The organism is Streptomyces sp. NPDC093795 (assembly GCF_044764665.1).
Lineage (GTDB): Bacteria > Actinomycetota > Actinomycetes > Streptomycetales > Streptomycetaceae > Streptomyces.
Map to the genome: position 1 here is coordinate 393,615 of NZ_JBIWIO010000004.1, position 16,726 is coordinate 410,340.

Here is a 16,726-nt window from a genome sequence, read left to right on the forward strand (position 1 = left end):
GGCTGGCTTGGTCTTCAACGTCCGGGGCGTTGGTCAGCCGCTGAACGGGGCCGGTGATCTCAGGCGCGTGGGACCCTCTCGGCATGCGCCTGGTAGCTGGCGGAGCCACGCCGACCTCGCGGTTGGTACTGGTCAAGGACCTCGAAACCGACGCCGGGTACGCCTTCGAGCCGGCGAGCCCCCTCTTCCTGGCTGCTGGTGGTCGAATCGCTCTCGAAGACGGCAGGCTTGTCGTCGTGCGGGCCGGTGGAGTGCGATTGTTGCCGGCCGGCGACTGATCCCAGGCTGCGGAGCCGTTCCGGCGCCCACTCCGGTACGCCGCCGTGCCCGTGTCGGTCGAGGCCGTCGCGGTCCGCCGGGTCCAGGCATCCATGCTTCGTTCACTTCAGAGGAACCGTGGACCTTCGGCCGGCCGAAGACATGCCGGCCCTCGATCCGCACATAACCGCCCGCCCCGGGCCCTCACGCACCGCGAAGGCAGGAGGACCACGCGGCGGCTCAACCCCGGTCCCAGGCGCTACGGGAAGGCTGCCGCAGTCTGCGGACGGGCATCGCCTTCGCCGCCGCCACCGTCATCGGCCTCAGTGCAGAGGCCCCGACCGCCCTTCCGGCCGGCGCCGCGGACGAGAGCATCGCGTCCGGTTCCGGCACGGTGACACCGCTCCAGGTGGCGCCGTCGTCGTAGCTGACGGAGACCGGGAGATCGTTCACGGGGACATCGCTCGGGCAACCGCACGAAGGGCGACCTCGGTGGCGCGGGCGATCAGGGCGTCGTCGCGTTTGGCGTCTTCGGTGTCGCGGCGGGAGAGGACGGCCAGGGCGATGGGAGCGGCGTCGGGTGGCCAGATGATGGCGATGTCGTTGCGGGTGCCATAGCCGCCGGAGCCGGTCTTGTCTCCGACCTGCCAGCCGTCAGGAGTGCCGGCGCGGATGGTGTGGTCACCGGTCGTGTTGCGCTTGAGCCAGTCGGTCAGTACGGCCCGCTTGTCCGTCGGGAGGGCGGTGCCGAGGACGTATGTGCGCAGATCCTCGGCGAGGGCGCGGGGCGTGCTCGTGTCGCGGAGGTCGCCGGGGACCGCGTCGCTGAGCGCGATCTCGTAGCGGTCGCAGCGGGTGACGTTGTCACCAAGGGAGCGCAGGGCGTCCTGGAGTCCCTGGGGGCCGCCGAGTTCACGGAAGAGGAGATTGGCCGCGGCGTTGTCGCTGTAGCGGACGGCGGCGTCGCACAGCTCACGCAGGGTCAGTCCGGTGGCGATGTGCCGCTCGGTGATCGGCGAGTTGCTGATGAGATCGTCACGGCCGTAGCGCACGAGCCGGTCGATCTGCCGCAGGGAGTTCCTGCTGAGTACGGCGCCGGCGAGCAGTGCCTTGCAGGTGGAGGCGTAGGCGAAGCGTTCGTCGGGTCGGTGGGTCACGGTCCGGCCGCTACCCGTGTCGAGTGCGTAGACGCCCAGCCGGGCGTCGAACGTCCGCTCCAGTTCGCCGAACGCCCGCGCCGTACGGGAATCGGCAGGCGGTGCCGAAGTGGAGGGCTTCGAGGTGGTGGGGCTCGGACCGGATGTCCTCGGGGAGGCGCCGTCTGGAGGGATGGTGCACCCGGAGATCGGCAGGGCCGCGGCCCCGGCGAGCATGGCGAGGGCGGCACGACGGGAGACATGAGTGCGGAGGTGCATGAGGTGCGGGCGTTCCTTTCTGAAGCGGTCGCTCGGACAGGCTGATCCCTGCTCAAGGGGTCAGGTTGCGCAGGAAGCGCGCCGCGACCGGGCCCGCGTCGGCGCCACCGGAACCGCCGTCTTCGAGGAGTACGGCCCACGCGAGGTCTGAGTCGCCCTGGTACCCGATCATCCAGGCGTGGGTGCGCGGCGGGTTTTCGCTGCCGAATTCAGCGGTTCCGGTCTTCGCGTGGGGGCGACCGTGCAGGCCCTTCAGCGCGTGAGCGGAACCGGAGGTCACGGTGGTACGCATCATCTCGCGCAGCCTGCCTGCGACCTCGGCGTCCAGCGCCGCCGGTGCCCGGTATTTCTTCTTCACCGCGTCCGGCACCAGGACTGGCTGGTTGAACGTCCCGCTCTTGACGGTGGCCGCGACGGATGCCATCACCAGCGGTGACGCCTGGACGCGTGCCTGGCCGATGGTGGCGGCGGCCTTGTCGTTGTCGGTCGTGGTGACGGGAACGCTGCCGTCATAGGTGGTCGTGCCCACGTCCCAGCTGCCTCCTATGCCGAACCCCTGCGCCGCGTCCCGCAGGTCGGTGTCGGAGAGCCGGTCGCGGGCGTTGACGAAGTACGTGTTGCAGGACTGGGCGAAGACGTCCGCGAAGGTCGAACCGGTGGGGAGTTCGAACTGCTTCTGGTTCTCGAAGCGCTGTCCGTCGACACTCGCGAACTTCGGGCAGGCGGCGGGGTCCCCGGGGTTCATGCCGCCCTCCAGAAGGGCCGCCGCCGTGACGACCTTGAAGACGGAACCGGGCGGATAGCGGCCTTCGAGGGCGCGGTTGAAACCACCGGGCCGGTTGGCGGCGGCGAGGATGTGACCGTTGCGCGGGTCTATGGCGACGATGGCCGCATTGACCTCGACCCCGGTCAGAGCGTCGGCCGCCGCCTCCTGGACGCGTGGGTCGACGGTGGTGCGCACCGGGCGGCCTCGGGCCGGCTCGGCAGCGGTGAGGTCCTTGACGGCGTGCCCGCTCTGCCGGTCCGCGACCACCACGGATTTGCTCGCCTTTGTGCCCCCGGACAGGATGTCGTCGTAGCGGGCCTCCAGACCGGACGTCCCCTTGCCGCTGACGGGGTCGACGGTGCCGACGAGGCTCTCCGCACGGAGCGGATCCCCCTGGGCGTCGAGCACCTTCGCCCTCTCGTTGCCGCTCTTGAGCGCAAGGGTCTGCCCCGGTTTCAGCTCCGGATGGATCACCGGCGAAGTGAACTCGACCTTCCACGTCCCTGACGTGTCGATCACCTGTGCACCGGAGCGCCAGGTGACATCTCCCGCGCCCGGTACCGCCATGGTCACCGTGAAGGGGAAGTGCACTTCCCCTTCACCCTTCTTCAGGCCCTCGCCTCCGACGATGGTGGTCTTGGAGGGCTTGAGGTTGGTCAGGACCGATGTGAGGAGCGACGCGGCGTCGTCAGGGGTGTCGGTGTAACCCCCCGCCTTCCGCGCGTCGTGCCGGGCCCACGCGGCGAGGAACGCGGCGAAGGGCTCGCGGGCGGACGCCACGTCCGCGTCTTCTTTCCCGTCGCCGCCCCAGAGGCCGAAGGCGGTATACCCGCCTCCCGCCAGCACGAGAAGGGACACGATGATGACCAGCGGTCGCCGCACACGCCGAGTCCTCGCGTGGGAGGCGGCACCGTTCCGGCTGTGGGTACGCGTCAAGGTGATCTCCGTTTCGAATGGGGCGGTTCGCATCTGATCGACCTGCCGGAGACGGCTCCGGCGTCGGCGGGGTGTACGGGCTCGACAGCGGCCCGATGGCGGCCCTCCCGAAACCGGCGGAGCCGGCCCCCCGGCCAGGAGTCAAGCCCGCGGCTGACCGCATGTCGAATACGATCTCGGCATCCGCATGATTCGGAAGTCGTATCAGTGCACGCCAGGAGGTACCGAGTGCTGACGGAACGGCATCTGGAAATCTTCATCGCACTGGCGGAGGAGGAACATTTCGGGGCCGCGGCCCAGCGGGTCGGCATCACCCAGCCGCCTCTGTCACAGGGCCTGCGCCGACTGGAGACCCTGCTCGGTGTACGTCTGTTCGATCGCGACAGAGGAGTGTCCCTCACCGAGGAGGGAAACCAGCTGCTTCCGCACGCCCGCAGGGCACTGGCCGCGCTCGCAGAACTCCGTGAGACCGGGGCCCGCGAACAGGCCGACGGACGTCGGCTGCGGCTCGGGCTGGCTCCCGAAGTGCCCACGACCCTCGCGGCCGACGTGGCAGCAGCGCCGGTCCGGGCAGGCGAACGGACGCGGATCGGCATGGTGACGGCGTCGACAGCCGCGCTGCTCAGCGACGTCGCTGCCGGGCGGCTGGACATCGCCGTGATCCGGCATCCCTCCGTACTGCACGGTCTCGCCGCCGGCCGTGTGATCCTTCTGCCGACCTGGATCCTCGCCCCCGCCGATCGGGGGGAGGCACGTGACGCACCGGCGTCACGCCTGCCCGTGGCCGTACGTCCCCGCGCCGAAGCCCCCGCGGCCCACGACCTGTTCATCGACACCCTGGCCAGCCGCGGCCGACGGGTGGAAACCGTGGTGGTCTCCGATGAGCGTGCCGCACTCGCACTCGTCGCGGCAGGTCAGGCAGTCCTCGTCACAGCGGACGACGCGCTCGCGGCCTCCGGCGTCGAGCGGCGAACGGCGACGGACCCACCGCTTCCCCTACGCCTGCGAGTGACCTGGGACCCGCGTCGGCCGGGGGCGGAGGAGACGGCCAGGACAGCGCAACTGCTGGAGGACGCGCTGACCCGGACGGTGACACCGTGAGCGCGGCGCGCCGCGGCAGCGGCGTGGAACGCGGCATCCGCAGCATGTTCGACGACGCGGGCGTCCGCGGCTGGCTGCACGTGGCAGATCTACACCGTCCGTCGGCCCAGGTGACCATCGACGCCGACGAACAGCTGCCCATGGGCTCGGTCTACAAGGTGCCTGTGATGGTCGCCTTCTGCCGGCTTGCGGACGCGGGCCTGATCGACCCGCGTCGCAGACTGACACTGGAGCCCGACGAGCGCGTACCCGGCCCGACCGGCATCTCCGTCCTGCACGACGCCGTCACCATGTCGCTGCGCGACATGGTGGTGCTGATGATGACCATCTCCGACAACACCTCGGCCGACGCCGTTCTCCAAGCGGTCGGCCCGGACGTCGTCGACGCAGTGTGCCGCGACCTGGGCATGCCCGACACCCATATCCACGGGGGCGTCGTCAACACGTTCAACCGGCTGATCGCCGAGACAGGAACCCGCTCGCTGGACGCGGCTCTGGCGCACGTGGCGAGCAACAACACCGCCGTCCCACCGGGCGTGTACGACCCCGCGTTCAAGGCCTCCTCCACACCGGCGGACATGGCACGGCTCCTGCGAGCGATCTGGACCGGTCAGGCCGCCTCCGACGACCGCTGCGCGTTCATGCGGAAGGTGATGCGCCAACAGCCGTGGACACACCGACTCGGCTCCGGATTCCCCTACGACGACGTCACCGTCTACGGGAAGACCGGCACCTACGGTGCACTGCGTCATGAGGCGGGCGTCGTCGAACTCGCTGACGGCAGCGCCTACACGGCCGTCGTCTTCACCCAGGCTGCCCGGTCCGACAGCAAGCTCCCGCGCGCCGACGCGGTGATCGGGGCCGCGGCCCGGGCGGCCGTGGAGGAACTGCGGGGCCGCCAGGACACCTGACGGGAACCCCAGCCGTACGAACCGCGGCAAGGGCTCGAAGCGTCCGGCCGACACGGTTGCCGTAGGAGCGACGTTCGGCCATCGGCGGGGTGACGAGCGGTCGATCCGGGCCACTTCTGGGTGCGAATGCGCGGGCACCAGCGGCTGAGTCGAGGTGACGCGACCGCCGGGTACGCCCGTGGGAAGTACCACGGCCTACAACCCCCCTCCTGTACGTGTTCCGTCTGGAGTGGGAAGGCGGAACGCAGGGCGGCGGTTCGCGAGGGCGCCTCGTCCCGTCGCACTCACCCGAGCCTGACGGCTGCTCGGACAGAGACGGACGGGGGCACACCGGCGGGCGGGAACCCGTCGGCGGGTTGGGAGACCTCGGCGGCGGGCTCGATGACCTTCTTCACCCCGAGCGCCGCGCGCAGCCCTCGTCGCGAAAACCGGGCGCATTCGGACATCCAGCACAGCCACGTCCGGGCGGCGGGCAAGCGGCACGGGCACGATCTCGGGCTCGGTCCGACGCTGGCCACAGCCCCGTGACCCGCCGAGGTGAACAGTCCCCAGGCCGTACCGCAGCAGGGCGTTGTCGTCGGCGATCACCACACGCACGGCAGCTCCACATCCGTCGCGGTCGGACTCTCGGTGGAGTCGACCTGGCAGCGGTTCCCAGGAAACGACAGTGATCCCCTACTGCCTTGAAGCCCGCAGGGGATGGGCCAGCTCATTTTGCGGAACCTTTGCCTGGAGGCAGCCGTTGGTCAGGTGAACGCGCGAGCGGGATCTCGACCGATGACTCAGAGGAATACCGAGGTGGCCTCAATGGCTATGTGGGACCGACTCAAGGACCAGGCCAAGAATCTGCAGCAGGCCCAGCGCGGGGGCGGTGCAACCCACGGGCCGAGCCGCGCCGCAGGGTCCGGCGGTGGTGCACGCGCCCAGCTGGTGAGCGCACTGAAGGCGCAGCTCGGCTCCCTCAAGACCGAGCTGAAGAGCGGCGCGTACCGGGACGCGAGCATGGCGATGTGCGCGCTGGTCGCGGCCGCGGACGGGCATGTGGATCCGGCCGAGCGGCAGCACGTCGAGTCGATGATCCTCAACAACGAGGTGCTGCAGAACTTCCCGCCGGAGCAGTTGCGCCAGCGCTTCAACAAGCATGTCGACCAGCTGACTCACAACTTCCAGCAGGGAAAGGCCGAGGCGATGCAGGACATCGCCAAGACCGCCAAAAAGCCGACCGAAGCGAGGGCGGTGATCCAGACCGGCATCGTCATCGCCGGGGCCGACGGCGACTTCTCCCAGGCCGAGCAAATGATCATCCAGGATGCCTGCACAGCGCTGGGGTTGTCTCCCTCCGAGTTCCAGCTCTGATCCGCCCTCGGTCCGGACCCCAGGAGGCTGACGCAGGGTCACATCAGGAGGCCGGACGGCCGGCATGCCGTCCGGTGGCCAGAAGGGCGACCGTCGCCTGAATCGCCATGTCGGACGTCAAAGCTGCCGCGCTGCCCCGCGGTGACCAGTGGCCATCGCCGTGATGGTCGGCGCGTGCATCCCGCTCCGCAGGCTCTTCCGCCGCGACGGGTGGCTACGGCTCCGAACCTTGAGACGCTGCTGTCACGCACCGGTCCTGGTTGCCGCGGTCTGTGCGGGCAGGGTCGGGAGCGTGCTGGTGCAGGATGCGCAGCGGCGTGCCTGCGTGGGTACGGGGCTGAGGCATTCGGGGCATTCGCGCTTGGGTGCCTGGACGTCGTGGTTGGGGGCGAAGCGCTCGTGCAGCTTGTTCACCGGCAGCACCACGAGAAAGTACAGGGCGACGGCGACGAGGACGAAGCTGATCGTGGCGTTGATGAACGCCCCGTAGGCGAAGTCTGTCCCTCCGACGGTGAACGCCTTGCGGCCGAGGTCGCCGGTGGCCCCGGAGGCCAGTCCGACCAGTGGGGTCAAGAATGCCCGTACGAAGCCGTTCACCACGGCTGTGAAGGCTGCGCCGATGACGATGCCGACCGCCAGGTCGACGACATTGCCACGCAGGATGAAACTGCGGAAACCTTTCACTTGCCACTCCTCCGTCTTACGTCACTCACCTGGCAGTTCGCCCGAGGGCCTTGCCGGTGACGTCCTACCGTCTGGGGCAGTTGATCTCGTCCAGGATGCGGATGGCCTCGGTGAGTGCCGTGCCGTAGACCGGCCACTCGCCAGGAGCATCAAGCCGGCCCTTCCGCACCACCGCCGTCGCGTCCTGGTAGCGGCGTCTGGCATCCTCGACGCAGTCGCGAAGCCTGTCGGCATCCTCCGGGCCCCGGGGCGGATCGAGACACTCCAGTGCGGCGGCGGCACCGTGCAGCAGCTCCGCGTAGATAGCCGGGACCTTGTCCGCCGCCGGGGCACGTTGGGCGTGGGCCAGGGCGCGGGCGATGGACCGGATATGTGTAGCGAGGCGCTCGATCATGCTGATCGCCTCATGACAGCGCTGCAGCGATTCCTCGGCGCTGCTCCACGGGCGGCGGGGGTTGAGCCTGGTGTTCTCCTGCTCCTTGTCCACAGCCGCGCGTACCCGCACCGCTCGGGCGGCCAGCTCGTCGCACCGGCCGGCCCAGTCCCCCGGCGAGTCCCCCTCGTCCGTTCGTCCTTCCGCCGTGCGGGCCAGGGCCCTCAGAAGCCTCTGGGCACGAGCGGCCAGGTCTTGGGTCACGTCCTGAGCCGTGTCCGGGTGGGGCGAGGGAGCAACGGCGAAATGAGCAGCCAATCCACAGCACACGCCGATGGCCGCAGCCGCCACCAGGTCTCCGATGTAGTCGATTTCGCCACCGCCGCCCGCGAAGGCGAACAGGGCTACCACAGGGACCTGGGCTCCCTGGCGGCCCAGAAGCTGAAGCCGTGCTCCTATCAGGCCGATGAAGGTGAGCACCCCCACGCTCCAGGCATGAACGCCGACCGTGCTGCCGAAGGCCGCCGCACCCGCGGTCCCCAGCGCCATGGCAGCCAGGTACTGCGCCGAGTCCCACAGGGACCGGTAGACCGTGGACTGCAACGCCAGCAATGCGGTGAACGTGGCGAAAGCCGTGACCGTCAACGGCAGCAGCCACGCCGACACCCACCAAGCGGCCGCGGCGGCAGCGGCTCCTTTGACTTGCAGCAGCAGCCCGTCCCGCTTCTCACCGGGCTCCCGCACCGCGCGGCACACGGACCGCCACCGGGTGTCCACCTGACGCCGACTCCATACAACGGCCGCACCGGCCCAGCGCAGGACTCCGTCCCCGTTCCGCCCCCGAGCAGGCCGCCCCTGCTCAACCTCCGGCATGGGCAACGTCGGCGGGCAACCCGTGGGGGCAGTTCCCCCCGGCGGACGCCTCGCGGACACGCATCCGCCGCAGCAGATCACGAGTGAGGCGACGGTCGACCGTGGTGCGCCAGGTGACGCCGGGATACCGGGAGCGCAGATGCGAAAGAGCTCTGGTCCCCAGCCCGCTGTCGCGGAAGGATTCGTCGAGGTCCACATGGGTGATCACGCCCTCGCCGCAGCGTCCGCAGGCCTGATAGGTCACCCGCCCGACCACCTTGCGGATGTGTACCAGCAGCAAACAGTCCTGCCCCGCCCCCTCCGGTGCGGGAGAGGGCAGCAGTTCGATGTCGCGATAGGCCATGAGCCGACGATGCCACCTCCCCCAGCGCCGTCCAGGGCGCCGGTGCCTTCCCTCGGCCCGCCGGTGCGACGGGCCGGCCCTCAGTCCGGGCGACCTGCCGTGCGCCGTACTCATGACAAACGTTCGGATTGCCTGCATGCATGAGCACGTGCCCCGATACCAGCGACCAATTCCGCCCTGCCGAGAACGCTGCGTCAGGTCAGGCCCTCAGAGGGAAGAACAGGGCGGGACATCCCACGCCCCACCACGCCGGACAACAAGGCCGGCCCACCCCGAACACGAGGGGTGGGCCGGAGCTGTTCCGGTTCCCCGACGCTGCGTCGAATCCGCCGCTGACGGGAGCGTCACGTATGCGGTCGTCCTGGGCGGCGCATCTGCTCGCCCAGCTCATCGGTGGCGTCCTGGCCCACCTCGCGTAGCCCCTGCGCGAGGTCCTGTCCGGCGCTCGAGGCCTGATCCTTGGTGGTCTGGGCCGCGTCCTGTGCCGTGGAGTCGACCGCCTCCACTGCTTCGGCGGCCGGCTCGCGCAGCTCTCCTCCCTATCCGTCGCACACCCCCCGACCCACGGGCGATGCCCGCACAACCAAGGGTGTCAGCGGAACATCGGTGGGCGGAGCGAGCCGGAATCGTGCTCATTCAAAGGGGGAACGCTTCGACGTCAACAGATCGGGCACCCGTTCGACTGACCGAGCAACGGGAGGTACGCCATGGCACGCGCCAGGCAGTACGCCGTCGCCGCTTCCGGGCAGTGGACGGACGAGGAGGAAGGCAGGCGCCGCCTGCCCGCCGGAGAGGTGCATGCCTGGGAGCCCGGCATGAACCAGACCGTGTGCGGTCTCTCCCTCAGCCGCTCTCAGCTCGGACGCTTCCCGCACATCACCTGGACGGACACCTTCCCGGAGTCCGGCGGTGCGGCGGATCGCGTCCAGCGCCAGTGTCCGCGCTGCGCCTCCGTCGCCGGGCGTCGCGGCAGCGATGCCCGCCCTCGGTGGCACCGCATCGACCCCAGACCCTGAGCCCCTCGCGCAGAGGCGGGTGTCCACGACGAAACGGTGCCTCCTCCACGCGGATCGCGCCTCCCGGCTCCCGGACGGTGTACCGCTTGAAGAGTGACGTGCTGGTGGGAGGGTGTGCTTCCAGCTACCCAAGGGATATGAGTCGACATGTCGACAAGTAGAGCCGCACCCCCGATGGCCGTGACGGAGGCTTCTCTTCCACGAGCCCTCACCACTCCCCTGCTCTCTTTCTTCATCTTGGGGAGACGTCCTCGGCGCCGGCGTCTACGTCTTGGTCGGCCAGGTCGCCGCTGATGCGGGCGGCGCCGTGTGGGTGCCGCTCGTCGTCGCCCTCCTGTTGGCTCTGCTGACCGCCGCCTCCTACGCCGAGCCGGCGACGAAGCACCCCAGGGTGGGCGGAGCTTCCCACTACGCCACACGGGCGTTCGGTCCGGTCGTCGGCTTCGTCGCCGGATTCCGCATGCTCGCCGCGGAGATCGTCTCGGTCGCGGCACTCGCCCGAGGCTTCGGCGGCGCCTACCTTTCGGCGCTCGTCACGCTTCCCGTGGGACTGGTCGCCGTGGCTTTCCTCATCGCTCTCGCCCTGGTCAACGGAAAACCCCAGCTCAGCGCACCCTCCCCCGCGCCTTCAGCTGGGCGGTGGGGACCTCCGGGGCTTCCAGCCGGTCGCCGTCGTACCCCTTCACCTCGCCGAAGCGGTCGCCCCGCGTCCACTGCTCGCGGGCCTCGCGGATCTCCTCGTCCGTGCGGCCCACGAAGTTCCACCACATGACGATCTCCTCCTCGAACGGCTCGCCGCCGAGGAGCATCAGGCCGGCGTCCGAGGCCGCGCGGAGGGGGAGTTCGGTGCGGCCGCAGCCGAGGTAGAGCATCGAGCCGGGGAGGACCGGGACGCCGTCGACGTGGGCCTCGCCGGACATCGCCAGGACCGCGTACTCGAAGTCGGGGTCCAGGGGAAGACTCGTCTCCGTGCCGGCCGTGAGGGCGAGGTCGGCTCCGACCAGCGGGGTGTACGTGGTGCCCGGCGAGGCGGCCCCGTCGAGTGCGCCGAGGATCACCGTGGCCGTGAGGCCCGGGGCCGTGACCCGGGGCAGGTCGGCGTGGTGCTGGAAGTGCGGCTCCACGTGACGGTGGGCGTCGGGGAGGGCGACCCAGAGCTGGGCCCCGTGCAGAAGGCGGGCGTGCTCCTTGGGGCTCTCCTCCGAGTGGGAGATGGCCCGTCCCGAGGTCATCAGGCCCAGTTCGCGCGGCCGGATGGTCTGGAGACTGCCGGTGGAGTCCCGGTGCAGGACCTCGCCCTCATGGAGCCAGCTGACGGTCTGGAGCCCCATGTGCGGATGCGGCGGGACCTGCATCCCCGGTTCGTCGGCGATGTCGTCGGGGCCGTAGTGGTCGACGAAGGCCCAGGCTCCGACCATCCGCCGGCCCAGGTTGGGAAGCAGGCGACGAACCTCGGTCGACTCTCCGAGCCGGACGCGCCGGGGACTGAGGAGTTCCCGTACCGGCTCGGCGACGACGAAGCCGCGGCCGCCGCACGCGGTCAGCGTGGCCTGACGATCAAGATTGCTCATGTCGCTCAACCTATTCCTGTCCGGGTTCCGGGGTGCGTGGCGCCTCCCGGGGAGACGAGGCCGATTGTAGTGGAATGCTCAACTACCTTGTCTTGTTGACCTGGTCGGCCACCCCACAGGGTGGCAGATCCAGGGCTCCGGAAGGGGAGAGCAAGTGAGCGACACGTACTACGAGTTCGGAACGGCCGGGGAGCGCTGGGACCGCGCGCGGTTCTTCTTCGACGCGAAGGAGTACGGAACCGCCGTCCGCATCTTGCGCGGCCTGGTCGCCGAGCACCCGGAGCAGACGGCCCAGCGGCTCCTCCTCGCCCGGGCCTACTACCACTCCGCCCAGCTCTCCCGGGCCGAGACCGAACTGCGGGCCGTCCTGGAGCGCGACCCTGTCGAGCACTACGCCCGGCTGATGCTCGGCCGCACGCTGGAACGCCTCGGACGCGCGGACGAGGCCGCGCCGCATCTGCGGATGGCCGCAGCCATGGCCGGCGAGACACCGCCGTCCTGAGACCGCCGCCCTGACGCGGCCGCCCTGACGCGGAGCTGATACCCCTGGGCGGTATATTGCTCCGTCAGGAGGTCCTGGCTGTGCGTAACCATCGAGCAGAACGCGGCAGACGAGCGGAAGGCGCCCTTGCGCACCTTCTGCTCGTCGTCGTGCTCGCGCTCGGTGTGTTCCTGATGCACTCCGTCGGCCATCCCGAGGGTTCCGGCGGGAGCGGGGGCCGGAGCGGGGGTCGGGGTGGGGAGACGAACGCCCCCGCCTTCAACGCCTCCGCGCACGACGCCCATGACGCCCGTGACGCCCGTGATGCCCACCGCCCCCCTGGCGCTCCCGGTGGCGGGAGTTCCGATTCCCCGCACGAACCCGGCACCGGGATGGACATGACCACCCTGTGCGTGGCCGTCCTCGCCGGCCTGCTGCTCGCGGGGCTCGTGCGGGCCGCACTGCGGCGCCGTCCCCACTGGCTCGCCCTCCTCCTCGCCCGGCTCGCGCCCGCGCTGGGTCCGCACGCGCCCCCGCCACGCCCTCCCGACCTCGCCCGACTGTCCGTCCTGCGGATCTAGGCCGTTCCGCCGCCGCGGGCGCTTCGCGCTGCCCGTGGACGCCTTCGGCCTGCCCTTTTCCGTACGTACGAACATCACACGAGGTACCACGCTCATGCATGCCTTCACCCGTCGCACCACCCGCACGTCCACCCTCGTCGGCGCCGCCGTCGCAGCCGGGCTCCTTCTCTCCGCCTGCGGCTCGGACCCCAGCGGTACGTCCGCCTCCGCCTCCGGGTCCCCCAGCGCCACCGCCGCCGCCCCCGGCGCCTTCAACGACGCGGACGTCATGTTCGCGCAGATGATGATCCCCCACCACGAGCAGGCCCTGGAGATGGCGAAGCTCGCCGAGGGCCGGGCCCAGGACCCGGAGGTCAAGAAGCTGGTCACCGCGATCGAACAGGCCCAGGACCCGGAGATCCAGAAGATGAGGGCCTGGCTGAAGGGCTGGGGCAAGCCCGAGTCGGCCGGTCACGGCGGTTCCGGTGGCGGACACGGCATGGCCGGGATGATGTCCGACCAGGACATGAAGGACCTGGCCGCCGCCAAGGGCCGGGACTTCGACCGCACGTTCGCCGAGCTGATGATCGCCCATCACGACGGCGCCGTCGCCATGGCGAAGGACGAGCAGAAGAACGGCCGCAACGTCATGGCCAAGTCGCTCGCCGATGACGTCGTACGGAGCCAGTCCGCCGAGGTCACCGCCCTGCGGAAGATCCTCGACCGGCTCTGATCCGGCGCCGCCCTGCGGTGGAGCCGGGGCGGACCTGCGGTGGAGCCGGGGCGGGCCTGCGGCGGACCCGGAACAGCCCCGGGGCGGTCCCGCCGCCCCGGGATCACCGCCCCGCTCAGCGCTCCACCACCACCTCCCCACCCACCACGACCGTCTCCGCCACCGTCCCCGGGATCTCCTCGGGGGCGATGCGGAGGATGTCGCGGGAGAGGACGACGAAGTCCGCCAGCTTGCCGACCGTCAGCGAACCCCGTTCGTGCTCCAGGAAGTTGGCGTACGCCGAGCCCATCGTGTAGCCCTCGACGGCCGTGGCGACATCGATCGTCTCGCCCGCCGTCCAGGCCTCCCCTCCCCCGGGCGGTCGGCGGGTCACCGCGGCGTGGATGCCGACCATCGGGTCCATCTCGGCGACGTTCCAGTCGCTGGAGAGGGCCAGGACCGCGCCGGCCGCGCGCAGGCTGCGCAGGGGCCAGGCCTTGTGCCAGCGGTCGGGGCCGACGTTCTCCGCCCAGTCCTGGCCGGGGCCCGCGATGTCCGGGGCCGCGTGCCTCGGCTGCATGCACGCCACGACGCCCAGCGCGGCGAAGCGCGGGGTGTCGGCCGGGTCGAGGCACTCGACGTGCACGATCTGGTGGCGCGCGTCGCGCGGTCCGTTGGCGGCACGGGCCCGCTCGACGGCGTCGAGCACGGTACGGATGCCCCGGTCGCCGGTGGCGTGGACGAAGCACTGGAAGCCCCGCGCGTCGAGGCGCGTGAGCAGTTCGGCGAACTCCTCGGGCGGGTAGAAGGTGTCACCGCGGTGGTGGGAGCAGCCCGCGTACGGCTCCAGGAGAGCGGCGGTACGGGGTTCCACGACATCGTCGATGTACAGCTTGAGCGGGCCGACCCGCAGCCGGTCGTCGGCGTACGCGCCGGCCGCCGCCTCGAAGTCGTCCAGGTCCGCGTCGGTCGTGCCGCGCGGGTGGAAGAGCGCGGCGACGATCCGGGAGCGCAGGCGGCCCTCGGCCCGGGCGCGGTCGAAGAGGGCGAGGTCGTCGAGGGAGTTCTGGGGTTCGACGACGGTGGTGATGCCGAAACCGATGGCGTCGTCGAGGCTCTTGGCGAACCGGCCGTACTGGCGGTCCTGCGACGCCCAGGGGAGGCCGAGTTCGCGCAGGGCCCGGTGGCCGTCTCGGGAGAGGCCCTTGATGGCGAAGTCCTTGACGAATCCGGTCGGTTCGCCGGTCGCCGGGTCGGCGACCGCCCGGCCGAAGGGGAGGTCCGTGTGGTCGCGGTCGACGCCGAGGCGCTTGAGGGCGGCGGTGTTGAGCCAGGCGGTGTGGACGTCGTAGCTGAGGACGAGGGCGGGGGTGTCACCGGTGGCCGGATCGAGGTCGGCGGCGGAGGGCATGCGCCCGCCGGGGACGGCGGAGTAGTCGAAGGCCTCGGCCTCGATCCACTCGGCGTCCGGGTGCGCGGTGTGCCAGGCGCGGATACGGGCGTGGATCTCGTCGAGGCTGCGCGCGCCGGCGAGCTGGACGCAGGCGTCGTCCGAGCCGAGGCGGACGTGGTTGTGGGCGTCGACGAAGCCGGGGAGGACGAGCCGGCCGCCGGCGTCGAGGACCCGGGTGCCGGGGCCGGTCCAGGCCGCGGCCCCGGCGTCGGAGCCGATCCAGACGATGCGCCCGGCACGGACAGCGAGCGCCTGCGCCTCGGGGAGCGCGGGATCGACAGTGTGGATCCGGGCTCCGATGAGGACCAGCTCGGCGGGAGCGGGAGCAGTAGGGGCGGCGGCGGGGGTTGCGCTGTTCATGCGAGGTGGCTCCGTGACGTACGTACGAGGGTGATGGGGGCGGGCAGCATCCCGGGGGCGGAGTGGGGGCTCAGGCGCCCACCGGCCTGACCCGGCCCCGTGCGAGGAGCACGTACACCAGCGCCGAGACCACCGCGCCGAGCAGCGTCAGGTCCGCGCCGCCCAGTGGGGCGACCAGTGGGCCCGTCCACAGTTCGGAGTCGCAGGTGAGGGCCGAGAAGAGGAGGCCGGAGAGGAGCGCCGTCAGGCCGGCCGGGTGCCAGCCGGAGCGGTACCCGTAGGCCCCGCCGGTGCTCGCGTGCAGTGCGGCGGAGTCGTACGTACAGCGGCGGAGCACCATGTCGGCGAGGAAGACCCCGCCCCAGGGGGCGAAGACGATGATCAGGAGGGAGAGGAAGGAGAGGAGCGAGGTGGTGAAGTCGGTGAGGAAGAGGGCGCCGAGGGAGCCGGCGGCGGTCACGGCGGCGCTGATGACGATGGCGCGGGCCCGGCTCCAGGGGATGCCGAGCACCTGGAGGTTCAGGCTCGACGAGTAGAGCGTGATGATCGAGTTGGTGACGGAGCCGCCGAGGACCAGGGCGAGGAAGAGCGGCTGGAACCAGCCGGGCAGCAGGCTCTCGGTGCCCGCGACGGCGTCGGTCATGTCGGTCTGGGTCGCGGCGGCCACTCCCGCGATGCCGAGGGCGACGGAGGAGACGAAGCCCCCGAGGGCTCCGCTCCAGGTCACGGCCTTGAGGGAGGTGGTACGTGGCAGGTAGCGGGTGTAGTCGGCGGGCATCGGGAGGTACGAGAAGGGGCCCGCGAGCATGACGACGAAGGCGAGGCTCCAGCCGGAGGCGCCGGGCGCGGCGGCGGGGGCGGAGGTGTCGGCGCCGGGCAGGACGAGGACGAGCAGCGCGGCGAAGCCGGCGGCGAGGACGTAGGCCATCCAGCGTTCGGCGAACTGGACGGTCGCGTGGCCCCACAGGGCGACGGCGAAGGTCAGCGCGAGGGTGACGGCGAGGGCGAGGGCCCGGGAGGCGTGCCCGCCGTTCCAGCCGAGGTCGGCGAAGAACGCTTCGAGGGCGAGGGTGCCGACCACCGTGTTGACGATGGTGTAGCCGATGCTGACGATCCAGTTCAGCAGCCCGGCGGGCCAGTTGCCGCGCCGGCCGAAGGCGGCTCGGGAGATGACGAGGGTGGCGGTGCCGGTGCGCACGCCGCTGAGTCCCGCCGCGCCGATGGCGAGGAAGGAGAGGCCGCTGATGACGACGACGGCGGTGGCCTGCCAGAAGGAGAGCCCGAAGGCGACGGCGAGGGCGCCGTTGATGACGTAGGTGAAGGTGAGGTTGGAGCCGAACCAGAGCCAGAAGACGTCCTTGGCGCTTCCGTGCCGTTCGGCGTCGGGGATGGGGTCGATGCCGTGCTCCTCGACCTGGAACACCTCGTCCCGCCCTGTAGTCCCGCTGGTCACGGGCGTCGTCTCGTGTCCGAGCACACCGCACTCCTGTCTTGAATGCTGTTCTAAGTGTTAGAACGGCATTCAAGATGTGCGATAGGTTCAGGCCACGTCAAGAC

The 16,726-nt window shown here is 70.7% G+C and carries 17 protein-coding genes and 1 pseudogene; 9 read left to right on the forward strand and 9 right to left on the reverse strand.

Annotated features, from left to right (window positions below; translation table 11 throughout):
* Positions 1–83 precede the first annotated feature (83 nt).
* Complete coding sequence (locus ACIRB7_RS13920; protein ID WP_403597036.1) at positions 84–278, forward strand: hypothetical protein; 195 nt, start codon at positions 84–86, stop codon at positions 276–278.
* A 220-nt stretch (positions 279–498) separates the two neighbouring features.
* Here ACIRB7_RS13920 and ACIRB7_RS13925 read toward each other — a convergent pair whose 3' ends face one another.
* The 3 genes from ACIRB7_RS13925 to ACIRB7_RS13935 are packed head-to-tail and all read right to left on the reverse strand — an operon-like array spanning position 499 to position 3,408.
* Positions 499–711 (reverse strand): hypothetical protein, encoded by a 213-nt coding sequence (locus ACIRB7_RS13925; RefSeq protein WP_403597038.1) that lies wholly within the window; start codon positions 709–711, stop codon positions 499–501.
* Positions 708–1,673, reverse strand: coding sequence for a class A beta-lactamase (gene bla / locus ACIRB7_RS13930; protein WP_403597041.1), 966 nt, complete (start codon positions 1,671–1,673; stop codon positions 708–710). The genes ACIRB7_RS13925 and bla overlap by 4 nt, the downstream gene beginning before the upstream one ends.
* 52 nt (positions 1,674–1,725) lie before the next feature.
* The gene (locus tag ACIRB7_RS13935; RefSeq protein ID WP_403597044.1) at positions 1,726–3,408 is read right to left on the reverse strand and encodes a penicillin-binding transpeptidase domain-containing protein; all 1,683 of its coding nucleotides are present in this window, start codon (positions 3,406–3,408) and stop codon (positions 1,726–1,728) included.
* Positions 3,409–3,603: 195 nt separating this feature from the next.
* Between ACIRB7_RS13935 and ACIRB7_RS13940 the strand changes: the two genes are divergently transcribed.
* The 3 genes from ACIRB7_RS13940 to ACIRB7_RS13950 all read left to right on the forward strand — a co-directional run bounded on the left by ACIRB7_RS13940 (position 3,604) and on the right by ACIRB7_RS13950 (position 6,743).
* Entirely contained in the window at positions 3,604–4,476 is an 873-nt protein-coding gene (locus ACIRB7_RS13940) for a LysR family transcriptional regulator (RefSeq protein ID WP_403597046.1), read from the forward strand.
* The gene (locus ACIRB7_RS13945) at positions 4,473–5,387 is read left to right on the forward strand and encodes a serine hydrolase (protein ID WP_403597048.1); all 915 of its coding nucleotides are present in this window, start codon (positions 4,473–4,475) and stop codon (positions 5,385–5,387) included. Before ACIRB7_RS13940 ends, ACIRB7_RS13945 begins: the two co-directional genes overlap by 4 nt.
* 807 nt (positions 5,388–6,194) lie before the next feature.
* Complete coding sequence (locus tag ACIRB7_RS13950; protein ID WP_403597051.1) at positions 6,195–6,743, forward strand: tellurite resistance TerB family protein; 549 nt, start codon at positions 6,195–6,197, stop codon at positions 6,741–6,743.
* Positions 6,744–6,986: 243 nt separating this feature from the next.
* On the opposite strand, the gene mscL is transcribed toward ACIRB7_RS13950, so the two are convergent.
* The 3 genes from mscL to ACIRB7_RS13965 all read right to left on the reverse strand — a co-directional run bounded on the left by mscL (position 6,987) and on the right by ACIRB7_RS13965 (position 9,016).
* Positions 6,987–7,427, reverse strand: a complete 441-nt coding sequence (mscL, locus tag ACIRB7_RS13955) for a large conductance mechanosensitive channel protein MscL (protein ID WP_403597054.1) — start codon at positions 7,425–7,427, stop codon at positions 6,987–6,989.
* Between the two features lie 64 nt (positions 7,428–7,491).
* A complete protein-coding gene (locus ACIRB7_RS13960) occupies positions 7,492–8,577 on the reverse strand; it encodes an aromatic acid exporter family protein (RefSeq protein ID WP_403597056.1) in 1,086 nt (361 codons plus the stop codon).
* Between the two features lie 82 nt (positions 8,578–8,659).
* A complete protein-coding gene (locus tag ACIRB7_RS13965) occupies positions 8,660–9,016 on the reverse strand; it encodes an N-acetyltransferase (RefSeq protein WP_403597059.1) in 357 nt (118 codons plus the stop codon).
* A 707-nt stretch (positions 9,017–9,723) separates the two neighbouring features.
* Here ACIRB7_RS13965 and ACIRB7_RS13970 point away from each other — a divergent pair.
* Positions 9,724–10,032: a hypothetical protein gene (locus tag ACIRB7_RS13970; RefSeq protein WP_403597062.1), complete on the forward strand. Its 309-nt coding sequence runs from the start codon at positions 9,724–9,726 to the stop codon at positions 10,030–10,032.
* Positions 10,033–10,179: 147 nt separating this feature from the next.
* Positions 10,180–10,630 (forward strand): annotated as a pseudogene (locus ACIRB7_RS13975) (amino acid permease); the annotation flags it as partial.
* 7 nt (positions 10,631–10,637) lie between these two features.
* Here the strand turns inward: ACIRB7_RS13975 and ACIRB7_RS13980 are convergent.
* Entirely contained in the window at positions 10,638–11,603 is a 966-nt protein-coding gene (locus ACIRB7_RS13980; protein ID WP_403597065.1) for a pirin family protein, read from the reverse strand.
* A 154-nt stretch (positions 11,604–11,757) separates the two neighbouring features.
* Here ACIRB7_RS13980 and ACIRB7_RS13985 point away from each other — a divergent pair, with 154 nt between their 5' ends.
* From ACIRB7_RS13985 to ACIRB7_RS13995, 3 genes are all read left to right on the forward strand, one after another.
* Entirely contained in the window at positions 11,758–12,105 is a 348-nt protein-coding gene (locus tag ACIRB7_RS13985) for a tetratricopeptide repeat protein (RefSeq protein ID WP_403597067.1), read from the forward strand.
* A gap of 377 nt (positions 12,106–12,482) precedes the next feature.
* Positions 12,483–12,665 (forward strand): hypothetical protein, encoded by a 183-nt coding sequence (locus ACIRB7_RS13990; RefSeq protein WP_403597070.1) that lies wholly within the window; start codon positions 12,483–12,485, stop codon positions 12,663–12,665.
* A gap of 94 nt (positions 12,666–12,759) precedes the next feature.
* Positions 12,760–13,377, forward strand: coding sequence for a DUF305 domain-containing protein (locus tag ACIRB7_RS13995; RefSeq protein WP_403597073.1), 618 nt, complete (start codon positions 12,760–12,762; stop codon positions 13,375–13,377).
* 115 nt (positions 13,378–13,492) lie between these two features.
* On the opposite strand, the gene ACIRB7_RS14000 is transcribed toward ACIRB7_RS13995, so the two are convergent.
* Positions 13,493–15,169, reverse strand: coding sequence for an amidohydrolase (locus tag ACIRB7_RS14000; protein WP_403597076.1), 1,677 nt, complete (start codon positions 15,167–15,169; stop codon positions 13,493–13,495).
* Between the two features lie 70 nt (positions 15,170–15,239).
* A complete protein-coding gene (locus ACIRB7_RS14005) occupies positions 15,240–16,646 on the reverse strand; it encodes a purine-cytosine permease family protein (RefSeq protein WP_403597079.1) in 1,407 nt (468 codons plus the stop codon).
* Positions 16,647–16,726: the final 80 nt, after the last annotated feature.